The organism is Novosphingobium sp. 1529 (genome assembly GCF_040544855.1).
Lineage (GTDB): Bacteria > Pseudomonadota > Alphaproteobacteria > Sphingomonadales > Sphingomonadaceae > Novosphingobium > Novosphingobium capsulatum.
In genome coordinates this window covers 423188-439890 of the sequence record NZ_JBEPKW010000001.1, presented here as the reverse complement: position 1 = coordinate 439890, position 16703 = coordinate 423188, and the positions used below count along the sequence as shown (strand labels likewise).

The following is a 16703-nucleotide window of genomic DNA, read 5'->3' as shown; positions in this document are numbered from 1 at the left end:
GCGAGTTCGAGGAGATGTATCGATGAAAGCCCTGGTCTGCGTGAAGCGGGTGATCGACTACAACGTGAAGCCGCGGGTGAAGGCGGATGGCACGGGTGTCGAGCTGGCGAACGTGAAGATGAGCATGAACCCGTTCGACGAGATTGCGGTCGAGGAAGCCATTCGCCTGAAGGAAAAGGGCGTGGTGAGCGAGATCGTGGCGGTGTCGGTGGGGCCGGCGAAGGCGAGCGACACGCTGCGCACGGCGCTGGCGATGGGTGCGGACCGCGCGATCCTGGTGCAGTCTGACGACGAGGTTGAGCCGCTGGCCGTGGCCAAGATCGTGACGGCGATCGCGGGCGAGGAACAGCCGGGCCTGATCATCACCGGCAAGCAGGCGATCGACGACGATTCGAACCAGGTTGGCCAGATGGTGGCCGCGCTGCTTGGCCGGCCGCAGGGCACGTTTGCCAATGAGGTCAGCGTCGAAGGCGATCATCTGATCGTCAAGCGCGAGATCGATGGCGGCCTGGAAACGGTCAAGCTGGCGCTGCCGGCAGTGGTGACCACCGACCTGCGCTTGAACGAGCCGCGCTATGCCTCGCTGCCCAATATCATGAAGGCCAAGTCCAAGCCGCTCGCCACCAAGACCCCGGCGGACCTCGGCGTCGATGTGGCCCCGCGCCTCAAGACGCTGAAAGTGGCCGAGCCGCCGGTGCGTGCGGCGGGCGTCAAGGTGGCCGATGTCGATGCGCTGGTGGCCAAGCTCAAGGAACTGGGAGTCGCGTGATGGGTAAGGTTCTTCTCTGGGTCGAGCATGACGGCGCGGCGATCAAGGACGCGACGCTGAGCGCGGTGACGGCAGCGGGCCAGCTTGGCGACGTGGTTGCGCTGGTCGCGGGCGAAGGCGTCGATGGCGTAGCCCAGGCCGCCGCGCAGATTGCCGGCGTTGCCGCCGTGCTCAAGGCCGATGACGCCGCCTATGCCCATGCGCTGGCGGAAAATGTTGCGCCGCTGATCGTCGACCTGATGGCCGACCACGATGCTTTCGTGGCGCCGGCCACGACCACCGGCAAGAACGTCGCGCCGCGCGTCGCCGCGCTGCTCGACGTGGCGCAGGTATCCGACATTCTCTCGGTTGAAGGGCCCAAGACCTTCACCCGGCCGATCTATGCCGGCAACGCCATCGCCACGGTCGAATCGAGCGATGCCAAGCTGGTGGTGACGGTGCGCGCGACGGCCTTTGCCAAGGCCGAGGCGAGCGGCGGCAGCGCCAGCGTGGACGCGGTGAGCGGCGCAGGCGATGCTGGCCTCTCCAGCTTCGTCGGCGCGGAAATCGCCAAGAGCGAGCGGCCGGAACTGACCAGCGCCAAGATCATCGTCTCGGGCGGTCGTGCCCTGAAAGACGCGGAAACCTTTGCCGCGACGATCACCCCGCTAGCCGACAAGCTCGGCGCCGCGATCGGCGCGAGCCGCGCCGCGGTGGACGCCGGCTATGTGCCCAACGATTACCAGGTCGGCCAGACCGGCAAGATCGTGGCGCCGCAGGTCTATCTCGCGGTGGGCATTTCCGGGGCGATCCAGCACCTTGCCGGCATGAAGGACTCAAAGACCATCATCGCCATCAACAAGGACGAAGACGCGCCGATCTTCCAGGTGGCCGACGTGGGCCTGGTGGCCGACCTGTTTACCGCCGTGCCGGAGTTGGTGGGCAAGCTTTGAGCCGATAGATCGCTCAAGGTTTCCACCACCCCCAAACCCCCTCCTCTGAAGAGGAGGGGGCTTTTTTATGTTCCCCTCCCGCGTGCGGGAGGGGTTAGGGGAGGGCATGTTTCAGGCAAGCTCCCTCACAAAGCCAGCGTCAGGCACTGGCTGAAATCATCCACCACATAATCGGCAAACGCCCCGCAAGGCACGAAGCCGTGGGCGCGATAGAGCGCGATGGCTGGTTCGAACGCCGCACCGCGCCCGGTTTCCAGGCTGACCCGCGCCATGCCCATTGCCCGCGCCGTCGCGAGCAGATGGCGCAGCATGGCCTTGCCGATCCCCTGCCCCAGCCATTGCGGCGCCACGCGCATCGATTTGAGCTCACCCTGGTTGCCCGCCAGCATCTTGAGCGCGCCCATTCCCGCCAGATCATCGCCCACCCAGGCGGAAAAGAACGTGACACCGGGCGCGCGCAGCGCATCGAGCGGCAGGGCGTGGACCTTGCACGCCGGAGAATGGGCATGCATGCCGCCCAGGTGCAGCGCCACCAGCGCCTGGATCGCCGCACCGGAAAGATCATCCTGGCGTATCGTCACCTCAGGCATTGCACGCGCTCCATCTGGCCAAACCGGTTGCATCTGCTATCGCCGGCGGCATGACCGATGCAACGCATTCCTCTTCGCGCTGGAGCTTGGCGATCCATGGCGGCGCTGGCGCCATGTCTCCTGAAATCATGGACGAGACCATGGCGGCCGACTATCGCGCGGCGCTGGCCCAAGCGCTGGACGCCGGCACGGCCGTGCTGCGCGCCGGCGGCACGGCGATCGACGCGGTCACCGCCGCAGTCTGTGCGCTGGAGGATGACGCGCATTTCAACGCTGGGCGCGGCGCGGTGTTCACTTATCACGAAACCAACGAACTGGATGCCGCGATCATGGACGGGCGCACCCGCGCGGCAGGCTCGGTCTGCGCCGTCACCCGCACGCGCAACCCGGTGCGCTTGGCGCGCACGGTGATGGAACAGGGGCCGCACGTGTTCCTGGCCGGGAGCGGGGCCGAGGAATTTGCCCGTGACCACGGCATGGAGGAGGTGGACCCGGCCTGGTTCGCCACCGACGAGCGCCGCCGCCAGCTGCACGAGTTCAAGGCCCGCAAGGACGGCTGGTTCGATGCCGATCTCAAGTTCGGCACGGTGGGCGCAGTGGCCTGCGACGCGGACGGCAACCTTGCCGCTGCCACGTCCACCGGCGGCCTGACCGGCAAGCGCTGGAACCGCATCGGCGATTCGCCGGTGATCGGCGCGGGCACCTATGCCGATAACCGCGCCTGCGCGGTGTCGTGCACCGGCACGGGTGAGGTATTCATCCGCGTGGGCGTGGGCCACGAAATCGCCGCGCGCGTGCGCCTGGCCGGCGAAAGCCTGGCCGACGCAACGCAAGCCGTGCTGCGCGAAGTGGGCGAGATGGGCGGCGTGGGCGGCATTATCGCGGTCGACGCGCAGGGCAACCTCACCCACGCGTTCAACACCAAGGGTCTCTATCGCGGCTTTGCCGATCACACCGGCCGGGCCGACGTGGCAATCTTCACCGGGGAATAACGCGGCTCACGAAAACTTGTCGGCCTTGCGCTGGCCAAAGCGCATGCCGCGTTCCAGGCGGGCGCGCAGCTGGGTGTAATAGGCTTCCAGAAACGCGCGCTCGTCACCCCGGCCACTGTTCCAGCCGATCTTGGCGCAGATCGCCTGCGCCACATCGACCATGGCTTCCTCGCGGTTTTCACGCAGCACGCGTTCGAGCACCTGCAGCTCGTACTCGCCATAGATCGCGAGTTCCGCCTCGCCGAATTCATAGCGGTTTTCGGTCAGCGTGCTGCGCCCCTGCGCGCCTGCCCCGGTGGACAGCGCCGCCTTCAACCGGTCGCGCCCGGCTTCCACCACCCAGGTGCCGGCTACCACGTCTCCGGCGCGCAAGGCGTCGCGGTTGAAGAACGGAAAGAACGCGAAGATCAGGAACCACGCCGCCCCGGCCCAGCCGGCAACGGTGGCATCCTCTCCCTGGATCAGCGCGGTCGACACGAAGATCACCGGCAAGGTCAGCTCGATATCGCGCAGGAAATTGCGCGCCACCACCGCCTCTGTCGTCAAGCGCCCACCATCGCGCGCTGCCACCCGCAAGCCCAGCGCGCGCTTGCCCGGCGTGGCCCCGCGCGGGCCGAGTTCGAAATAGAGAAACCAGATGTGGCGGAACAGGAACATCACCACCACCCACACCACGACCACCGCCTGGCCGACGAAATCGCCATTGGCGTTGGCCTTGAGGTTGATAGCCCGGGCCAGCGAAAACAGCAGGTAAGACAGGCCCGCCATGGTCGCCACGATCAGGATCTGATCGAGCAGCAGCGCCAGGGCTCGTGCCCCTCGGGCGCCGATGGTGAAGGGCAATGGCACGCCTTCGGGCGTGACCACCTGGCGCTGACGGCGATCAGGCGCGGGGCGGCGCGGCACCTGGGCGGACGAGCGTGGGCGCCGCGCCATCAGTTGCTCACCCGCGCCCGAGCCGGGCGATAGGCAAAGAAATAGGCGTTCCACAGCGCCAGCATTGTGCCGCCGATGGCCAGCCGGGTCGTGGTCGAATCGATCAACTGGCGGCCAAAGCCTTCGAGCAGCGCCGCCAGCACCAGCATCAGCACCACCCCCACCATCACCTGCGCGGCGCGCCGCCCCGCCACCGCTGCCGCGGTCAGGACCGGCAGATCGCCGGGAAAGGCCATGGCGCGTCCGATATGGATGCCTGCCGCGCCCGCCAGCAGGATGGCGAACAGTTCCGTCGTGCCGTGGATCGCCAGCCAGCCGATGAGGTCCAGCGTCAGGCCCTGCCCGTGATAGAGCCACAGCAGCGCGCCCAGCCCGGCGGTGTTGTGGATCAGCAGCAGGACCGACGGCACGCCAAAGGCAAAGCCCAGGGCAAAGGCGAACAGCGAAACCTGTGCATTGTTGCTGAACAGGAACGCGGCAAACATCGACAGGCCGTTCTGGTCCTGCTGGCCAAACAGCGTGTGGCGCAAGGCCTCGCGCGTGGCGCCGGGCACCCGCACATCGTCGCCCATGCCGCCCATCAGGCTGTAGAACCAGTCGGGATTGCTCGACACCAGCAGCCAGCCGACCACCGTGCCCAGCACCATCACCGCCAGCGCGATCAGCAGGTCGCGGCCCAGTCCGCGCACCGCCGCGCTCCACCCGCCCCGGAAAAAGCGCGCGAGCCAGGCGCCCAGCCCTTCGCGCGGGCCATAGACGGCAAACCACGCGCGCCGCGCCAGCCCTTCCAGATAGCTGATCAGCGCCTGGTCGAGCGAGGTTTCCCGCGCAATCGCCAGGCTGGAAACCACCGTGCGGTAAAGCGCGGGCAAGGCCAGCAGATCATCGTCGGACAGCTTGCGCAGGCGCCCGCCCTCGATCCGCGTAACGATCGCGTCCAGCCGCTGCCAATCGCCCTCGCGCGCCTGGCGAAAGCGATCGGAGCGCAGGGCGGCCGCTTCCACCGCAGCATCCTGCCCGGCGTTCTTGCCAAACCAGCGCGCGATCATCCCAGGCTCCCTTCGCGTTTCACGCCCAGATAGGCATCGATCAGCCGCGTGCCGATCTGCTCGTACGGGGCCTCGACCACGCGCACGCCCATCTGGCGCAGGCGTTGCAGCACCAGCGCGCGCTGGCGTTGCAAGGCCGTGGCCGTCACCGCGCGGGCCATGGCATCGAGCGTATCGGGGCTGGCAGTGGCCAGGCCCGCCAATTCGGCATCGGCCATGACCACGAACAGCACCCGGTGCCGTTCCATCAGCCGGCCCAGGCTTTCGATCATCAGTTCGGCGCTGGTCGGATCGGTGAAATCGGAAAACACCACCACCAGCGAGCGGCGCTGCAACCGCGTGGCGAGCGTGGCCATGGCAAAGGTGAAATTGGGCTCTTCGCCATGATAGTCGAACCCGGCGGCGCTGCGTTGCAGGCGTGCAAAATCGCGCGTGGCGGTGACGAACGGCGAGAGCGCGAGGGGCCGCGCGGCAAAGCCATAGACCGCCACGCGATCCTGCGCTTTCAATGCCACCCAGGCCGTGGTCAGCGCAGCGGTGATCGCGCGGTCTAGCCGGGGCAATCCGCCCAGTGGCTCGATCATCGCCTGCCCGCAATCGAACGCGAACACGATCTGGTTGTTGCGCTCGGTCTCGTATTCCTTGGCAAACAGGCGGCCATGGCGGGCCGAGCTTTTCCAGTCGATGCGGCGGCGATCCATGCCCGGCTCGTAATCGGCCAGGGCCTCGAACTCGGTCCCTTCGCCGCGAATGCGCCGCGCCACGAGGCCAAAGGCGGCATCGCGCAGGAAGATTTGCAAGGCCGGGCTGCGCACCGGGGCGATATCGGGCCACACCCGCAGCGCCCGATCCAGCACGCGGCGCACCTGGCGATGGCCCAGCCCGAGCGGCCCGCTCCAGCGCAGCCACAGCGTATCGATCCGCGCCGTACCCCGGCGTGACGGAAACAGGCTGCCCTGCGCAGACCAGGCACCCTCACCGGCAGGATCGCGCACCAGCGGCACGGCGATGCGGCCACCATCGGCCAGGCGCGGATCGCAGGCGATCGCCGCCATCGGCGCGCCACTGCCGCCGGCAAGCGCGGCATGCAGGGTAAAGCGCACGTCCTGGCCCACCTCGGCATCGGCGGCCATGGCCAGGCGCGCCTCGTGCAGGCGGCCGGCCATCAGCGCATCGAGCAGGACCAGCGCGATCAGTGCCGCACCGGCCGCCGGCGCCACGATCCAGGCCTGTGGCGCCAGGGTGGCGAGCAGCAGGCCAGCAGGCGCCGTCAGCGCCAGCAGCAGCACCGCCCGCGCTGTGGGATAGACGGCCAGGCTCGGCCAGGCAGCAGGGCCGGAGGGGCGCAGGCGGGGAAAGCGCAAGGTGGGCATGGGGCCGTGTCAGCCGGGCCGGTCAGCGCGGCGCCGGGGTGCGCTGCACCAGATCCGCCACGATCGCTTCGGCCTGGCGCCCCTCAATCTCGGCCGCCGGGCTCAACACCATGCGATGGCGCAGCACGGCCGTGGCCAAGCTCTTGATATCGTCAGGGATGGCATAGTCGCGGCCCGCCAGCGCCGCGCGCGCCCGTGCCGCGCCCGCCAGCAAGACCGCCGCGCGGGGCGATGCCCCGGCCAGCAGATCGCCATTGTCGCGCGTGCCGCGCACCAGCGCGACGATATAATCGACCAGCGGCTCGGCCAGGGTAACGGCCTTGAGCTCGGCCTGCGCGCTCGCCACTCCGCGGGCATCGGCCACAGCCGCAACGCCCATCTGTACCGGATGAAGGCCGGTGCGCCCCTCGCCATAGCGGGTGACGATGCGCGCCTCTTCTTCGGCAGAAGGATAATCGACCAGCAGCTTGAACAGGAAGCGGTCGAGCTGCGCCTCGGGCAAGGGATACACGCCCTGGCTCTCGATCGGGTTCTGCGTGGCCACAACCATGAAGTGCGCCGGCAGCAGATGGGCGGTGCCATCCAGCGTCACGCGGCGTTCCTGCATCGCTTCGAGCAGGGCAGCCTGCGTCTTGGGCGGGGTGCGGTTGATTTCATCGGCCAGCACGATGTCGTGAAAGATCGGCCCGCGCGTGAGCGTGAACTGGCTGGTCTGGAAATTGAACAGGTTCGATCCCAGGATATCGCCCGGCATCAGATCGGGGGTGAACTGGATGCGCCCGAAATCAAGCCCCACTGCGGTGGCAAAGCTTTGCGCCACCAGCGTCTTGGCCGTGCCCGGCGGGCCTTCCAGCAAGACATGGCCGCCCGCCAGCAACGCCACCAGCAAGTGATCGACCACGCTGTCCTGGCCAACCACGGCCTTGGCCACTTGCGCGCGAATCGCATCGGCCAGCGTGCGCACGTCTTCCAGGCTGAACGCGCCGGGTTCGAAAGCTGCCTCGGTCATAGGGTTTCCTTGGTCACGCAAGATCCTTTTCCAGGGTGTGCAGCGCCTGGGCCGCGCGCACGGCATCGGCCGGGCGATGTGCGGCGGCAAGCTGGGCCGCCGCGATCGAGAAGGGCACGCTGTCGGGATGCAGCCGCGCAAGATGGGCATCGATCAGCGGATCGACCTGCTCGGCCGCCGCCCCGCGCCGCAGCCCGAGCCGCGCCACCAGCCGCTCGCGCAGGGCATCCACAAAGGGCACGGTCAACAGGTGCAGGCGCCCGGCGCGGCGAATCAGGGCCGCGCTGTTGGCCACCAGCGTGGTCTTGCCCGGCGGGATCGATGGCGGCGCGGTGCGCGGCGGGCCAAAGCGGCAGAATGCGCGCCACCCCACCGCCAGCAGCGTCAACAACAGGCCAACCGTTGCCGCCAGGAACGGCGGCTCGAACGCCAGGGTCAACAGGTTGGGACGGCCACCCAGCCCAGCGAGGCTCAGGTCGAAGGTGATCGCGCGGCTGCCCGAATCGACCGCGGCGGCATGCAGGATATCCAGCGCCAGCATGGCGGTTTGCCGGTTGGCCAAGCCGTAATTGTCCATCAGGTCAGGCTCGAACACCAGGATCACCGGGTGCAGATCCATGTTGCGTCCGCCATCTTCGCCTTCCGGGCCCGAAGGCTCGACCGTGGGCGGTTCGACATCGGCCAGCCGGTCGAGCGAGGGATAATAGCCGTTGTCATCACGATAGGCGGCCAGCGTGCGCCCGTCGGAGGTGGTGACCAGCGGGACCAGCGCCTGGCCGGTGCCCGAAACCACCAGCTTGTCATTGGGCAAGGGGCCGCTGCGGCCATCGGCGGTGCGCCAGCCGTGCCCTTGGGCACCCTTTTCGCCGTTGAGCGACACTGTCACGTCATCGGCAAAGCCGGGCCATTGCGCCAGGCTCACGCCGTTGATCCGGGTCCAGCCGCGCGGGCGCTTTTCCTTGCGGGGCAAGAGGCTGGCCTGCCACTTGGGCGTGATGATCACGGTGGGGCCGATCGTGCGGCGCTTGTCGACAATGCGGGCGATCGCCTTGCCATCGGCATCGGGCAGCGGGGTCAGCACCAAGACACCCGGCTGCTCCATCCCGCTCTCGCTGCGGGTACGCGCCACGGTGTAGCCATCTTCCTGGGCCAGCGCTGCCAGCGCGGCATAGCCGTTGAGCCCGCGCCCGCTGGCATGGCCGCCGCCATTGTTGGCCGGCGACGCGGCGTGGCCGAGAAACCACAAGAGGCCCACGAACAGCGCTGCGCCGACCAGCAGGAGGGCAAGCACGGTGCCGCGTGCAAAGGGGGCGCTGGCGCCGCCCGCGCTCGATCCGCCGGCGTGCGTGTCCGCCGTGCTCATGCCTGCGCCTCCAGCGATTGCAGGGCAAAGGCGGCATAGGCGCCGCGCGCACGCTGCCATTCACCCAGGCCCGGCGCGCGCAGGGCATAGCGCGCGCGCTCTACTTCGTCGGCCATGGTGGCAAAGGCCTGGCGCGCCTCGACCGGCAGCACGGGCAGCACGGCGATTTCGCGGGCCGTGCTCGACGGGGCCAGCCAATCGGGCCGCGCGGCGCCGATATCGGCCACGCTGCGCTGCAAGAGCAGGTGCACTGCCTCGGCATAGCGGCCCTGCGCGGCCAGGGCATCGGCATCTTCCAGCAGGGCCAGCGCGGCCTGCGGCGTCGGGCTCCATTCCGGCGCGGTCACCCCGGCGCGGGCACGGCGCGCGCGCAGCCAGGGCGCCAGCAACGACCACGCCAACCAGACCAGCGCCGCCAGCCCGACCACGCAGATCATCACCAGCAGCAGCTGTTCAGACCGGGCGAGGGCAAGGCCCAGCGGCAGGAACACATGCAGGTTGATCCATTCCAGCACCTGCGCCAGCGCATTGACCAGGGCCTGCAACCAGTGCGGCGGCACATAGGGGGGATCGGCGGGAGGCGGCGGCACCGGCGCAAACTGGATATCGCCCATGCCCCGCACCGTCTGCCAGGCGTGCTCGGCACGGGCAGCATCTGCCTGCGCCGTTGTGGCGGGGCCTTGCGCGGTGGCGGTCACGGCCCTTGCGGCCGCTGCAACGGTGCTCACATCTCCGTTCGTTGCATGCCGCCGCGCGCGCCGCAAGCGCAGATTGGACCGCTTGCCCGAAGGCCCGGTTCAACCCCGCTCACGCTCCAGCGGATACGAGCCAAGAATGCGCAAGTCCTTGGCAAAATAGGCCAGTTCTTCCAGGGCGCGGTCCACCGCAGGATCGCCCGGGGCGCCGACGATATCGGCATAGAACATCGTGGCGGCAAAGCTGGCGCCCTTTTGATAGCTTTCCAGCTTGGTCATGTTGACGCCGTTGGTGGCAAAGCCGCCCAGCGCCTTGTAGAGCGCGGCGGGAATGTTGCGCACCTCGAACACGAACGTCGTCAGCGCCTGGCCGGCGCGCGAATCCCCGTTGAGCGTGGCCGGATCGCGCGGCGTTTTCGACAGCAGCACGAACCGCGTGGTGTTGTCGTGCGCGTCCTCGATGTCTTCGGCCAGCAGGTCCAGCCCATAGAGTTCGGCAGCGATGCGCGGGGCGATGGCGGCAATGCCGGCCTCACCGCTTTCGGCCACCAGCGCGGCGGCGCCGGCGGTATCGGCATAGGCCATCGGCACGATTCCCCGCTCGCGCAGGTAGAAACGGGACTGGCCCAGCGCCTGGGGATGGCTGTAGGCCGCGCCGATCTGCCCGGCGCCAGGCCGCGCCATCAGGCAGTGGTGAATGTCGAGGAAATGCTCGGCCACGATCGACAGCCCGCTTTCGGGCAGCAGGAAATGGATATCGGCCACGCGGCCGTGCTGCGAATTCTCGATCGGGATGATCGCCTGGCCGGCGCGCCCGTCCTTTACCGCATCGAGTGCATCCTCGAACGAAAAGCACGGTAGCGGCAGTCCATCGGGCATCACTTCCATTGCCGCCCGGTGCGAATTGGCGCCCGGCGCCCCCTGAAACGCCACGGCGCGGCCCGGATCGGCCGCAGCAGCGGCACTCATGCGATCGACAAGCAGGCGGGCGGGTTCAGGAAAACTTTGCATGGCTGCTGCCGTTAGGCGCAATTTCGGCCCTTGGGCAAGCGCAATCCCGCGCAAATCCTGGCCAGAATGCGGCCGGGACAAGCATGAAATTTGTTCTGGATCACAGACGCAGTTTCCCTTGCGGCTCTAATCGCACTTGCGCCGGCGCGGGGGGCTGATTATCCCACCCGCAAAAGGTGCGTATCGGCAGCGGGCCGAAAATGCGTGCGATAAATGGGGCTGGGAATGGACGACCGTTTCAATACGATCGCAGGATGGACCTTGTTTGGTGGTATCGTGGCCCTTGGCCTTTCAACGTTGTCCGCCCATTATTTTCTTGCTGACAAGCACGAACGCCCGGAAAAGATGGGCTATGCCATCGCCGGGGTAGAGCCGGAAGGCGGCGCTGCAGCGGCCGCTGTGGTCGAGCCGATCGCCAACCGCCTGGCCAAGGCCGATGCCGCCAAGGGCGAGGCGATCTTTGCCAAGTGCAAGGCCTGCCACACGATCGACCAGGGCGCGGCCAACGGCATTGGCCCCAATCTGTGGGGCGTGGTGGGCGATGCCCGTGCCGAAGGGCGCGGCGGCTATGCCTTCTCCGATTCGCTCAAGTCCAAGACCGGCAATTGGGATTTCGCGTCGCTGGATGAATGGCTGACCAATCCCAAGAAGTTTGCCGACGGCACCAAGATGTCGTTCGCGGGCCTGTCCGATCCGATGGATCGCGCCAACGTGATTCTCTATCTCAACTCCAAGGGCTCCAACCTGCCCTTGCCCGCGCCCGAAGCGGTGCCAGCAGCTGGCGCAGCGCCGGCGGGCGCAGCAGCCCCGGCGGCGATGGTTGGCGATGCGGCCAAGGGCGAGAAGGTCTTTGCCAAGTGCATGGCCTGCCACACCATCGAGCAGGGCGGCGCCAACGGCATCGGCCCCAACCTCTATGGCGTGGCCGGTGATGCCATTGCCGAGGGCCGGGGCGGCTATGCCTTCTCCGATGCGCTCAAGGCACACAAGGGCGTGTGGGACCAGGCCACGCTGGACCAGTGGCTGAGCGGCCCGGCCAAGTTCGCGCAGGGCACCAAGATGACCTTTGCCGGCCTCACCAGCGCGCAGGACCGCGCCGACGTGATCGCCTATCTCAACAGCAAGGGTGGCAAGCTGACCCTGGGCGCAGCACCGGCGGCCGCGCCGGCCAAGTAAGCATCCCTGGACTGACGTTGACCCGGAAACCCCGCCTGCCCGCCAGGCGGGGTTTCTTCTTTGGCGCGCAGCGCTAAGGCTCGCGCCATGTCTTCGCTTGCGTCTCTGGCCAGCCGCCTTTCGCTGCCCACCACCGCCACGGCCCCGTTCTGCCCGTCAGAGGTGCGCGGCACCGTCGCCGTCGCCCCACAAGGCCCGTGGTGGCGCGTGCTGTGGCAGGCGGCGGGGCCCGGCCTGCTGGTGGCCGTGGGCTATATGGACCCGGGCAACTGGGCCACCGATATCGCCGCGGGATCGCAGTTCGGCCATGGCCTGCTGTTCGTCGTCCTGGCCTGCGGGCTGGCGGCAATCGTGCTGCAATCGCTGGCGATGCGGGTGGGCCTGGCGAGCGGCCAGGATCTGGCCCAGCTTGCCCGCCGCCATTACGCACCGGCGGTCTGCCGCGTGCTGTGGCTGCTGGCCGAACTGGCGATCATTGCCACCGACATTGCCGAAGTGCTGGGCGCGGCGCTGGCGCTGCACCTGCTGTTCCGCGTGCCGCTGTGGGTGGGTGTGCTGCTGACCGGGCTGGATACGCTGATCGTGCTTGGCCTCAAGGGCCATGGCTTTCGCCAGCTCGAGGCGATCGTGCTGGGCCTGATCGCCACGATCACATTGTGCTTTGGCGTGCAACTGGCGATCGTCGGGGTGGATGGTGCCGCGCTGGCCGCTGGCGCCGTGCCCGATCTGGCGCGCCTCGCTCAGCCCGGCGCGCTCGTGCTGGCGATCGGCATCCTGGGGGCGACAGTCATGCCCCACAATCTCTACCTGCATTCCAGCGTGGTGCAGACGCGGCTGGGCGATCGGTCAGAGCAGGGCACGCGCCGCGCCCTGCGCCTGGCTGGCGCCGATACAGTGGTCTCGCTGCTGCTGGCAACACTCGTCAACGTGGCGATCCTGGTGCTGGCGGCAGAAGCCTTCCACGGCCATGGCCATCGCGATGTCGGCTCGATCGAGGATGCCTGGCGGCTGCTGGCGCCGATCACCGGGGCGGGCCTGGCGCCACTGCTGTTCGGGGTGGCGCTGCTCGCCGCCGGGCAAAGCGCCACGTTCACCGGCACTGTGGCGGGTCAGGTGGTGCTGGAGGGTTTCCTCAACCTCAAGATTCCCTGCTGGCAGCGCCGCATCCTGACCCGCGCGCTGGCGATCGTGCCAGCGCTGGCCGGGGTGCTGTGGCTGGGCCAGGGCGCGGTGGGGAAATTGCTGGTGGCCACCCAGGTCGTGCTGTCGCTGCAATTGCCGTTCGCGATCTGGCCGCTGCTGCGCTTTGCCGGCAACCGCCAGGTGATGGGCCGCTTCGCCGCGTCGCGGCTCATGCTCGCGATCGGCTGGCTGCTGTTCGCGCTGATCCTGGCGGCCAATCTCGCGCTTGTTGCCGGGCTGTGAAGGGGGCGCGTTGCCCCCTTCACCCCTGCCTTACGCGGCCGAGGCGTTGACGCCCATGCTGGTGAGGTAGCGCTTGATATTGCGCGCGGCCTGGCGCAGCCGCTGTTCGTTTTCGACCATGGCGATGCGAACAAAGCCCTCGCCATCCTCGCCATAGCCCACACCCGGTGCCACGGCGACTTCGGCCTGGGTCAGCAGCTGCTTGGAAAACTCCAGGCTGCCCATGTGCTTCAACGCCGGCGGCAGCGGCGCCCAGGCAAACATCGAGGCCTTGGGGCTGGGAATCTCCCACCCGGCGCGGCCGAACGCTTCCACCATCACGTCGCGGCGCTTCTGGTAGAGCTTGCGGTTCTGCTCGACGATATCCTGCGGGCCATTGAGCGCGGCGCAGGCCGCCGCCTGGATCGGGGTGAACGCGCCGTAATCGAGATAGGATTTCACGCGGGTCAGCGCGGCGATCAGGCGCTTGTTGCCCACGGCAAAGCCCACGCGCCAGCCGGCCATGGAAAAGGTCTTGGACATCGAGGTGAATTCCACCGCCACGTCCTTGGCGCCGGGCACTTCCAGAATGGAGCGGGTCGGCTGGCCATCGAAATAGAGTTCGGAATAAGCGAGGTCCGACAGGATCCAGACCTTGTTTTCCTTGGCCCAGGCGACCAGGCGTTCGTAGAATGCCAGGTCGACCGTCTCGGCCGTGGGATTGGACGGATAGTTGACGATCAGGATCGACGGGCGCGGCACGGTGAAGGCCATCGCGCGATCGAGCGATTCCCAATAGCGTTCATCGGGCGTGGTCGGCACCGACCGGATCGTGGCACCAGCGATGATGAAACCGAAGGTGTGGATCGGGTAGGATGGATTGGGCGCCAGCACCACGTCACCAGGCGCGGTGATCGCGGTGGCCAGGCTCGCCAGGCCTTCCTTCGATCCCATCGTCATGACGACTTCGGTTTCCGGGTCCAGCTCCACGTTGAAGCGGGTGCCGTAATAGTTCGCCTGCGCCTTGCGGATGCCGGGGATGCCCTTGGACGCCGAATAGCCATGGGCCGAAGGCTTTTGCGCCACTTCGCACAGCTTTTCGATCACATGCGCGGGCGGCGGCAGATCGGGGTTGCCCATGCCCAGGTCGATGATGTCCCGTCCGCTGGCGCGGGCTGCGGCCCGCATCGCGTTGACTTCGGCGATGACATAGGGCGGCAGGCGCTTGATGCGGTAGAACTCTTCTTCCACGGGCATGACTCGTAATGCTTGCCGGCAGGATTGCCGGGACCGCCCCCTTACGCCAATCGATCCGCTTCGCCAATCATGGGCTGCACCGCGCGCCTTGTTGCAGCGCCGCTCTCGCGCTTTGCGACGCAAAGCGGCTTGCCGCCCGTGCCGCCCGCGCGCAAAAGGGCGAACGTCCATGGTCCGGGTATGCCACGGTGACCGGCGCCAGGTGACAGGGACCGAAAGTCACGAGGGAAAGTTCGTCCATGCGCGAAACGGGTAATGCCAAGACGCCGGTTGCCACCGACAACGCGGTATTCGAAGACCTTTTCCGCCTTCAGGCCGAAGCGATGCAGGCCCTGGCCGCGCCGTTCCTGCCCACTGCCCATGCCAAGGCCCCCGATCCGGGCGATTTCCAGCACTGGGCGATGTCGGGCGCCAAGCTGCAGAAGATGTGGCTGGATTTCATGGCCGAACAGACCGCCGTGGCAGAGCCGGCCTGGCTACGCATGGTCGATGGCGGCCGCTGGAAGCAGATGTTCGATGAATGGGCCGGGACGATGCCGATCACCCAGGCCGAAACGCAGGCGCGGCTGTGGGACGAAAGCCTGCAATTGTGGAACCGGGTGATCGAACTCTATGCCCCGCAAGGGGCGGTGCCGGCCAAGGCTCCGGCCGACGTGGCGCCCGATGCCCTGCCGCGCCGCGATCGCCGCTTTGCCGATCCGCGCTGGCGCGAACAGCCGTGGTTCGCCCTGCTCCACCAGACCTATCTGCTGCTGGCCGAACGGCTGGAAGACATGGCGCAGGAGATTTCCGGCCTGGAGCCCGAGCGCCATGGCCAGGTGCGCTTCATGACGCGGCTGATCACCGAGGCGCTGTCTCCAGCCAATTTCCCGATGACCAACCCGCTGGTGATCGAACGCACCCTGGCCACGCGGGGCGAAAACCTCGTCAAGGGGGTCGAGCATCTGCTGGCCGATCTGCGCCGCGGACAATTGAGCCACACCGATGGGGAGGCGTTCGAGGTGGGCCGCAACATCGCCACCACGGCGGGCAAGGTGGTGCACGAAACGCCGCTGTTCCAGCTTATCCACTACACCCCCACCACCGACCAGGTCGCGGCCGTGCCGCTGCTGATCTTTCCGCCGTGGATCAACCGGTTCTACATCCTCGATCTCAACCCCAAGAAAAGCTTCGTGTCGTGGGCGCTGGACCAGGGGCTGAGCGTGTTCATGGTCTCGTGGAAATCGGCTGACGCCAGCATGGCCGATGTGACGATGGACGATTACGTGCGCGCCCAGATCGAAGCGATCGACGTGGTACGCCAGAAGCTGGCGGTGCCCACGGTGCACACCATCGGCTATTGCGTGGCCGGCACCACGCTGGCTGCCACGCTGGCCGTGCTGGCCCGGCGCGGCGAGGCCGACAAGGTCGCCTCGGCCACGTTCTTTACCGCGCAGGTCGATTTCAGCGAGGCGGGAGAGCTGTGCCACTTTGTCGACGACGCGCAGTTGCGCTGGCTCGAAAGCCTGGAGACCGATGGTTATCTCGACGGGCGCTATCTCGCCGCGACGTTCAACCTGCTGCGCGGGCCAGACCTGATCTGGAACTATGTGATCAACAACTACCTGCTGGGCGAGGATTATCCGGCGTTCGACCTGCTCTACTGGAACGGCGACACCACCAACCTGCCCGCGCGCTGGCACCGCGCCTATCTGAGCGAGCTATATCGCGACAACCAGCTGGTAGTGCCCGACGCGCTAAGCGCCGATGGCACCCCGATCGACCTGCACCGCATCACCACGCCCTGCTATATCCAGGCCGGGCGGGAAGACCACATCGCCCCGGCGAACAGCGTGTGGAAGCTGACCCGGCACCTGGCCGGGCCGTGGAAATTCGTGCTGGCCGGATCGGGGCATATCGCCGGCGTGGTCAACCCGCCGGCCGCTGGCAAGTATCAGTACTGGACCAACCCGGGCGAACCCGCCAGCCTCGAGGCGTTCGTGGCTGGCGCCCAGGAAACCAAGGGCAGCTGGTGGCCGGATTGGCGCGCCTGGCTGGCCGATCTGGACGGTGACACGGTGCCGGCCAAGGGCGCCCGCGTGCCCGGCCGCAATGCAATAGAAGACGCGCCAGGGCGATATGTGCGCATGCGATGACGGCGCCGCAAC

The 16703-nt window shown here is 67.7% G+C and carries 15 protein-coding genes; 6 read left to right on the top strand and 9 right to left on the bottom strand.

The features are described 5' to 3' along the window. The first annotated feature begins 22 nt into the window (after positions 1 to 22). Both ABIC78_RS02020 and ABIC78_RS02015 read left to right on the top strand, forming a co-directional pair. Entirely contained in the window at positions 23 to 769 is a 747-nt protein-coding gene (locus tag ABIC78_RS02020; RefSeq protein ID WP_054130344.1) for an electron transfer flavoprotein subunit beta/FixA family protein, read from the top strand. Then, a complete protein-coding gene (locus ABIC78_RS02015; RefSeq protein ID WP_354487519.1) occupies positions 769 to 1701 on the top strand; it encodes an electron transfer flavoprotein subunit alpha/FixB family protein in 933 nt (310 codons plus the stop codon). The genes ABIC78_RS02020 and ABIC78_RS02015 overlap by 1 nt, the downstream gene beginning before the upstream one ends. Before the next feature lie 125 nt (positions 1702 to 1826). Here ABIC78_RS02015 and ABIC78_RS02010 read toward each other — a convergent pair whose 3' ends face one another. Beyond that, a complete protein-coding gene (locus ABIC78_RS02010; RefSeq protein WP_354487517.1) occupies positions 1827 to 2291 on the bottom strand; it encodes a GNAT family N-acetyltransferase in 465 nt (154 codons plus the stop codon). A gap of 50 nt (positions 2292 to 2341) precedes the next feature. Here ABIC78_RS02010 and ABIC78_RS02005 point away from each other — a divergent pair, with 50 nt between their 5' ends. Further along, positions 2342 to 3283 carry an isoaspartyl peptidase/L-asparaginase family protein gene (locus tag ABIC78_RS02005; protein WP_354487515.1) on the top strand — a complete coding sequence of 314 codons (942 nt, stop codon included), beginning with the start codon at positions 2342 to 2344 and terminating at the stop codon, positions 3281 to 3283. A gap of 6 nt (positions 3284 to 3289) precedes the next feature. Here ABIC78_RS02005 and ABIC78_RS02000 read toward each other — a convergent pair whose 3' ends face one another. From ABIC78_RS02000 to ABIC78_RS01970, 7 genes are all read right to left on the bottom strand, one after another. Continuing rightward, the gene (locus ABIC78_RS02000; protein WP_169041610.1) at positions 3290 to 4219 is read right to left on the bottom strand and encodes an RDD family protein; all 930 of its coding nucleotides are present in this window, start codon (positions 4217 to 4219) and stop codon (positions 3290 to 3292) included. Then, on the bottom strand, positions 4219 to 5268 hold the full coding sequence (locus ABIC78_RS01995; protein ID WP_022674515.1) for a stage II sporulation protein M: 1050 nt from the start codon (positions 5266 to 5268) through the stop codon (positions 4219 to 4221). Before ABIC78_RS01995 ends, ABIC78_RS02000 begins: the two co-directional genes overlap by 1 nt. Continuing rightward, entirely contained in the window at positions 5265 to 6641 is a 1377-nt protein-coding gene (locus tag ABIC78_RS01990) for a DUF58 domain-containing protein (RefSeq protein ID WP_354487512.1), read from the bottom strand. Before ABIC78_RS01990 ends, ABIC78_RS01995 begins: the two co-directional genes overlap by 4 nt. Before the next feature lie 22 nt (positions 6642 to 6663). Next, positions 6664 to 7650, bottom strand: coding sequence for an AAA family ATPase (locus ABIC78_RS01985; protein ID WP_354487510.1), 987 nt, complete (start codon positions 7648 to 7650; stop codon positions 6664 to 6666). Between the two features lie 13 nt (positions 7651 to 7663). Further along, the gene (locus ABIC78_RS01980) at positions 7664 to 9013 is read right to left on the bottom strand and encodes a DUF4350 domain-containing protein (protein ID WP_309804760.1); all 1350 of its coding nucleotides are present in this window, start codon (positions 9011 to 9013) and stop codon (positions 7664 to 7666) included. Continuing rightward, the gene (locus ABIC78_RS01975; RefSeq protein WP_354487508.1) at positions 9010 to 9741 is read right to left on the bottom strand and encodes a hypothetical protein; all 732 of its coding nucleotides are present in this window, start codon (positions 9739 to 9741) and stop codon (positions 9010 to 9012) included. Before ABIC78_RS01975 ends, ABIC78_RS01980 begins: the two co-directional genes overlap by 4 nt. Before the next feature lie 69 nt (positions 9742 to 9810). Next, entirely contained in the window at positions 9811 to 10719 is a 909-nt protein-coding gene (locus ABIC78_RS01970) for a prephenate dehydratase (RefSeq protein WP_168351917.1), read from the bottom strand. A 225-nt stretch (positions 10720 to 10944) separates the two neighbouring features. Here ABIC78_RS01970 and ABIC78_RS21510 point away from each other — a divergent pair, with 225 nt between their 5' ends. After that, complete coding sequence (locus ABIC78_RS21510; protein ID WP_502915611.1) at positions 10945 to 11895, top strand: c-type cytochrome; 951 nt, start codon at positions 10945 to 10947, stop codon at positions 11893 to 11895. A gap of 87 nt (positions 11896 to 11982) precedes the next feature. After that, a complete protein-coding gene (locus tag ABIC78_RS01955) occupies positions 11983 to 13320 on the top strand; it encodes an Nramp family divalent metal transporter (protein ID WP_062783617.1) in 1338 nt (445 codons plus the stop codon). Positions 13321 to 13350: 30 nt separating this feature from the next. Here ABIC78_RS01955 and ABIC78_RS01950 read toward each other — a convergent pair whose 3' ends face one another. Next, positions 13351 to 14550 carry an LL-diaminopimelate aminotransferase gene (locus ABIC78_RS01950; RefSeq protein ID WP_354488111.1) on the bottom strand — a complete coding sequence of 400 codons (1200 nt, stop codon included), beginning with the start codon at positions 14548 to 14550 and terminating at the stop codon, positions 13351 to 13353. Between the two features lie 245 nt (positions 14551 to 14795). Between ABIC78_RS01950 and ABIC78_RS01945 the strand changes: the two genes are divergently transcribed. Further along, positions 14796 to 16691 carry a PHA/PHB synthase family protein gene (locus tag ABIC78_RS01945; protein ID WP_309804765.1) on the top strand — a complete coding sequence of 632 codons (1896 nt, stop codon included), beginning with the start codon at positions 14796 to 14798 and terminating at the stop codon, positions 16689 to 16691. The last annotated feature ends 12 nt before the right edge of the window (positions 16692 to 16703 follow it).

Excerpts from the sequence above, each read along its gene's own strand:
- ABIC78_RS01985 (WP_354487510.1), bottom strand. The coding sequence starts at position 7,650 with ATGACCGAGGCAGCTTTCGAACCCGGCGCGTTCAGCCTGGAAGACGTG.
- ABIC78_RS02010 (WP_354487517.1), bottom strand. The coding sequence starts at position 2,291 with ATGCCTGAGGTGACGATACGCCAGGATGATCTTTCCGGTGCGGCGATC.
- ABIC78_RS02015 (WP_354487519.1), top strand. The coding sequence starts at position 769 with ATGGGTAAGGTTCTTCTCTGGGTCGAGCATGACGGCGCGGCGATCAAG.
- ABIC78_RS02000 (WP_169041610.1), bottom strand. The coding sequence starts at position 4,219 with ATGGCGCGGCGCCCACGCTCGTCCGCCCAGGTGCCGCGCCGCCCCGCG.
- ABIC78_RS01995 (WP_022674515.1), bottom strand. The coding sequence starts at position 5,268 with ATGATCGCGCGCTGGTTTGGCAAGAACGCCGGGCAGGATGCTGCGGTG.
- ABIC78_RS02005 (WP_354487515.1), top strand. The coding sequence starts at position 2,342 with ATGACCGATGCAACGCATTCCTCTTCGCGCTGGAGCTTGGCGATCCAT.
- ABIC78_RS01980 (WP_309804760.1), bottom strand. The coding sequence starts at position 9,013 with ATGAGCACGGCGGACACGCACGCCGGCGGATCGAGCGCGGGCGGCGCC.
- ABIC78_RS01970 (WP_168351917.1), bottom strand. The coding sequence starts at position 10,719 with ATGCAAAGTTTTCCTGAACCCGCCCGCCTGCTTGTCGATCGCATGAGT.
- ABIC78_RS01955 (WP_062783617.1), top strand. The coding sequence starts at position 11,983 with ATGTCTTCGCTTGCGTCTCTGGCCAGCCGCCTTTCGCTGCCCACCACC.
- ABIC78_RS01990 (WP_354487512.1), bottom strand. The coding sequence starts at position 6,641 with ATGCCCACCTTGCGCTTTCCCCGCCTGCGCCCCTCCGGCCCTGCTGCC.
- ABIC78_RS02020 (WP_054130344.1), top strand. The coding sequence starts at position 23 with ATGAAAGCCCTGGTCTGCGTGAAGCGGGTGATCGACTACAACGTGAAG.
- ABIC78_RS21510 (WP_502915611.1), top strand. The coding sequence starts at position 10,945 with ATGGACGACCGTTTCAATACGATCGCAGGATGGACCTTGTTTGGTGGT.
- ABIC78_RS01945 (WP_309804765.1), top strand. The coding sequence starts at position 14,796 with ATGCGCGAAACGGGTAATGCCAAGACGCCGGTTGCCACCGACAACGCG.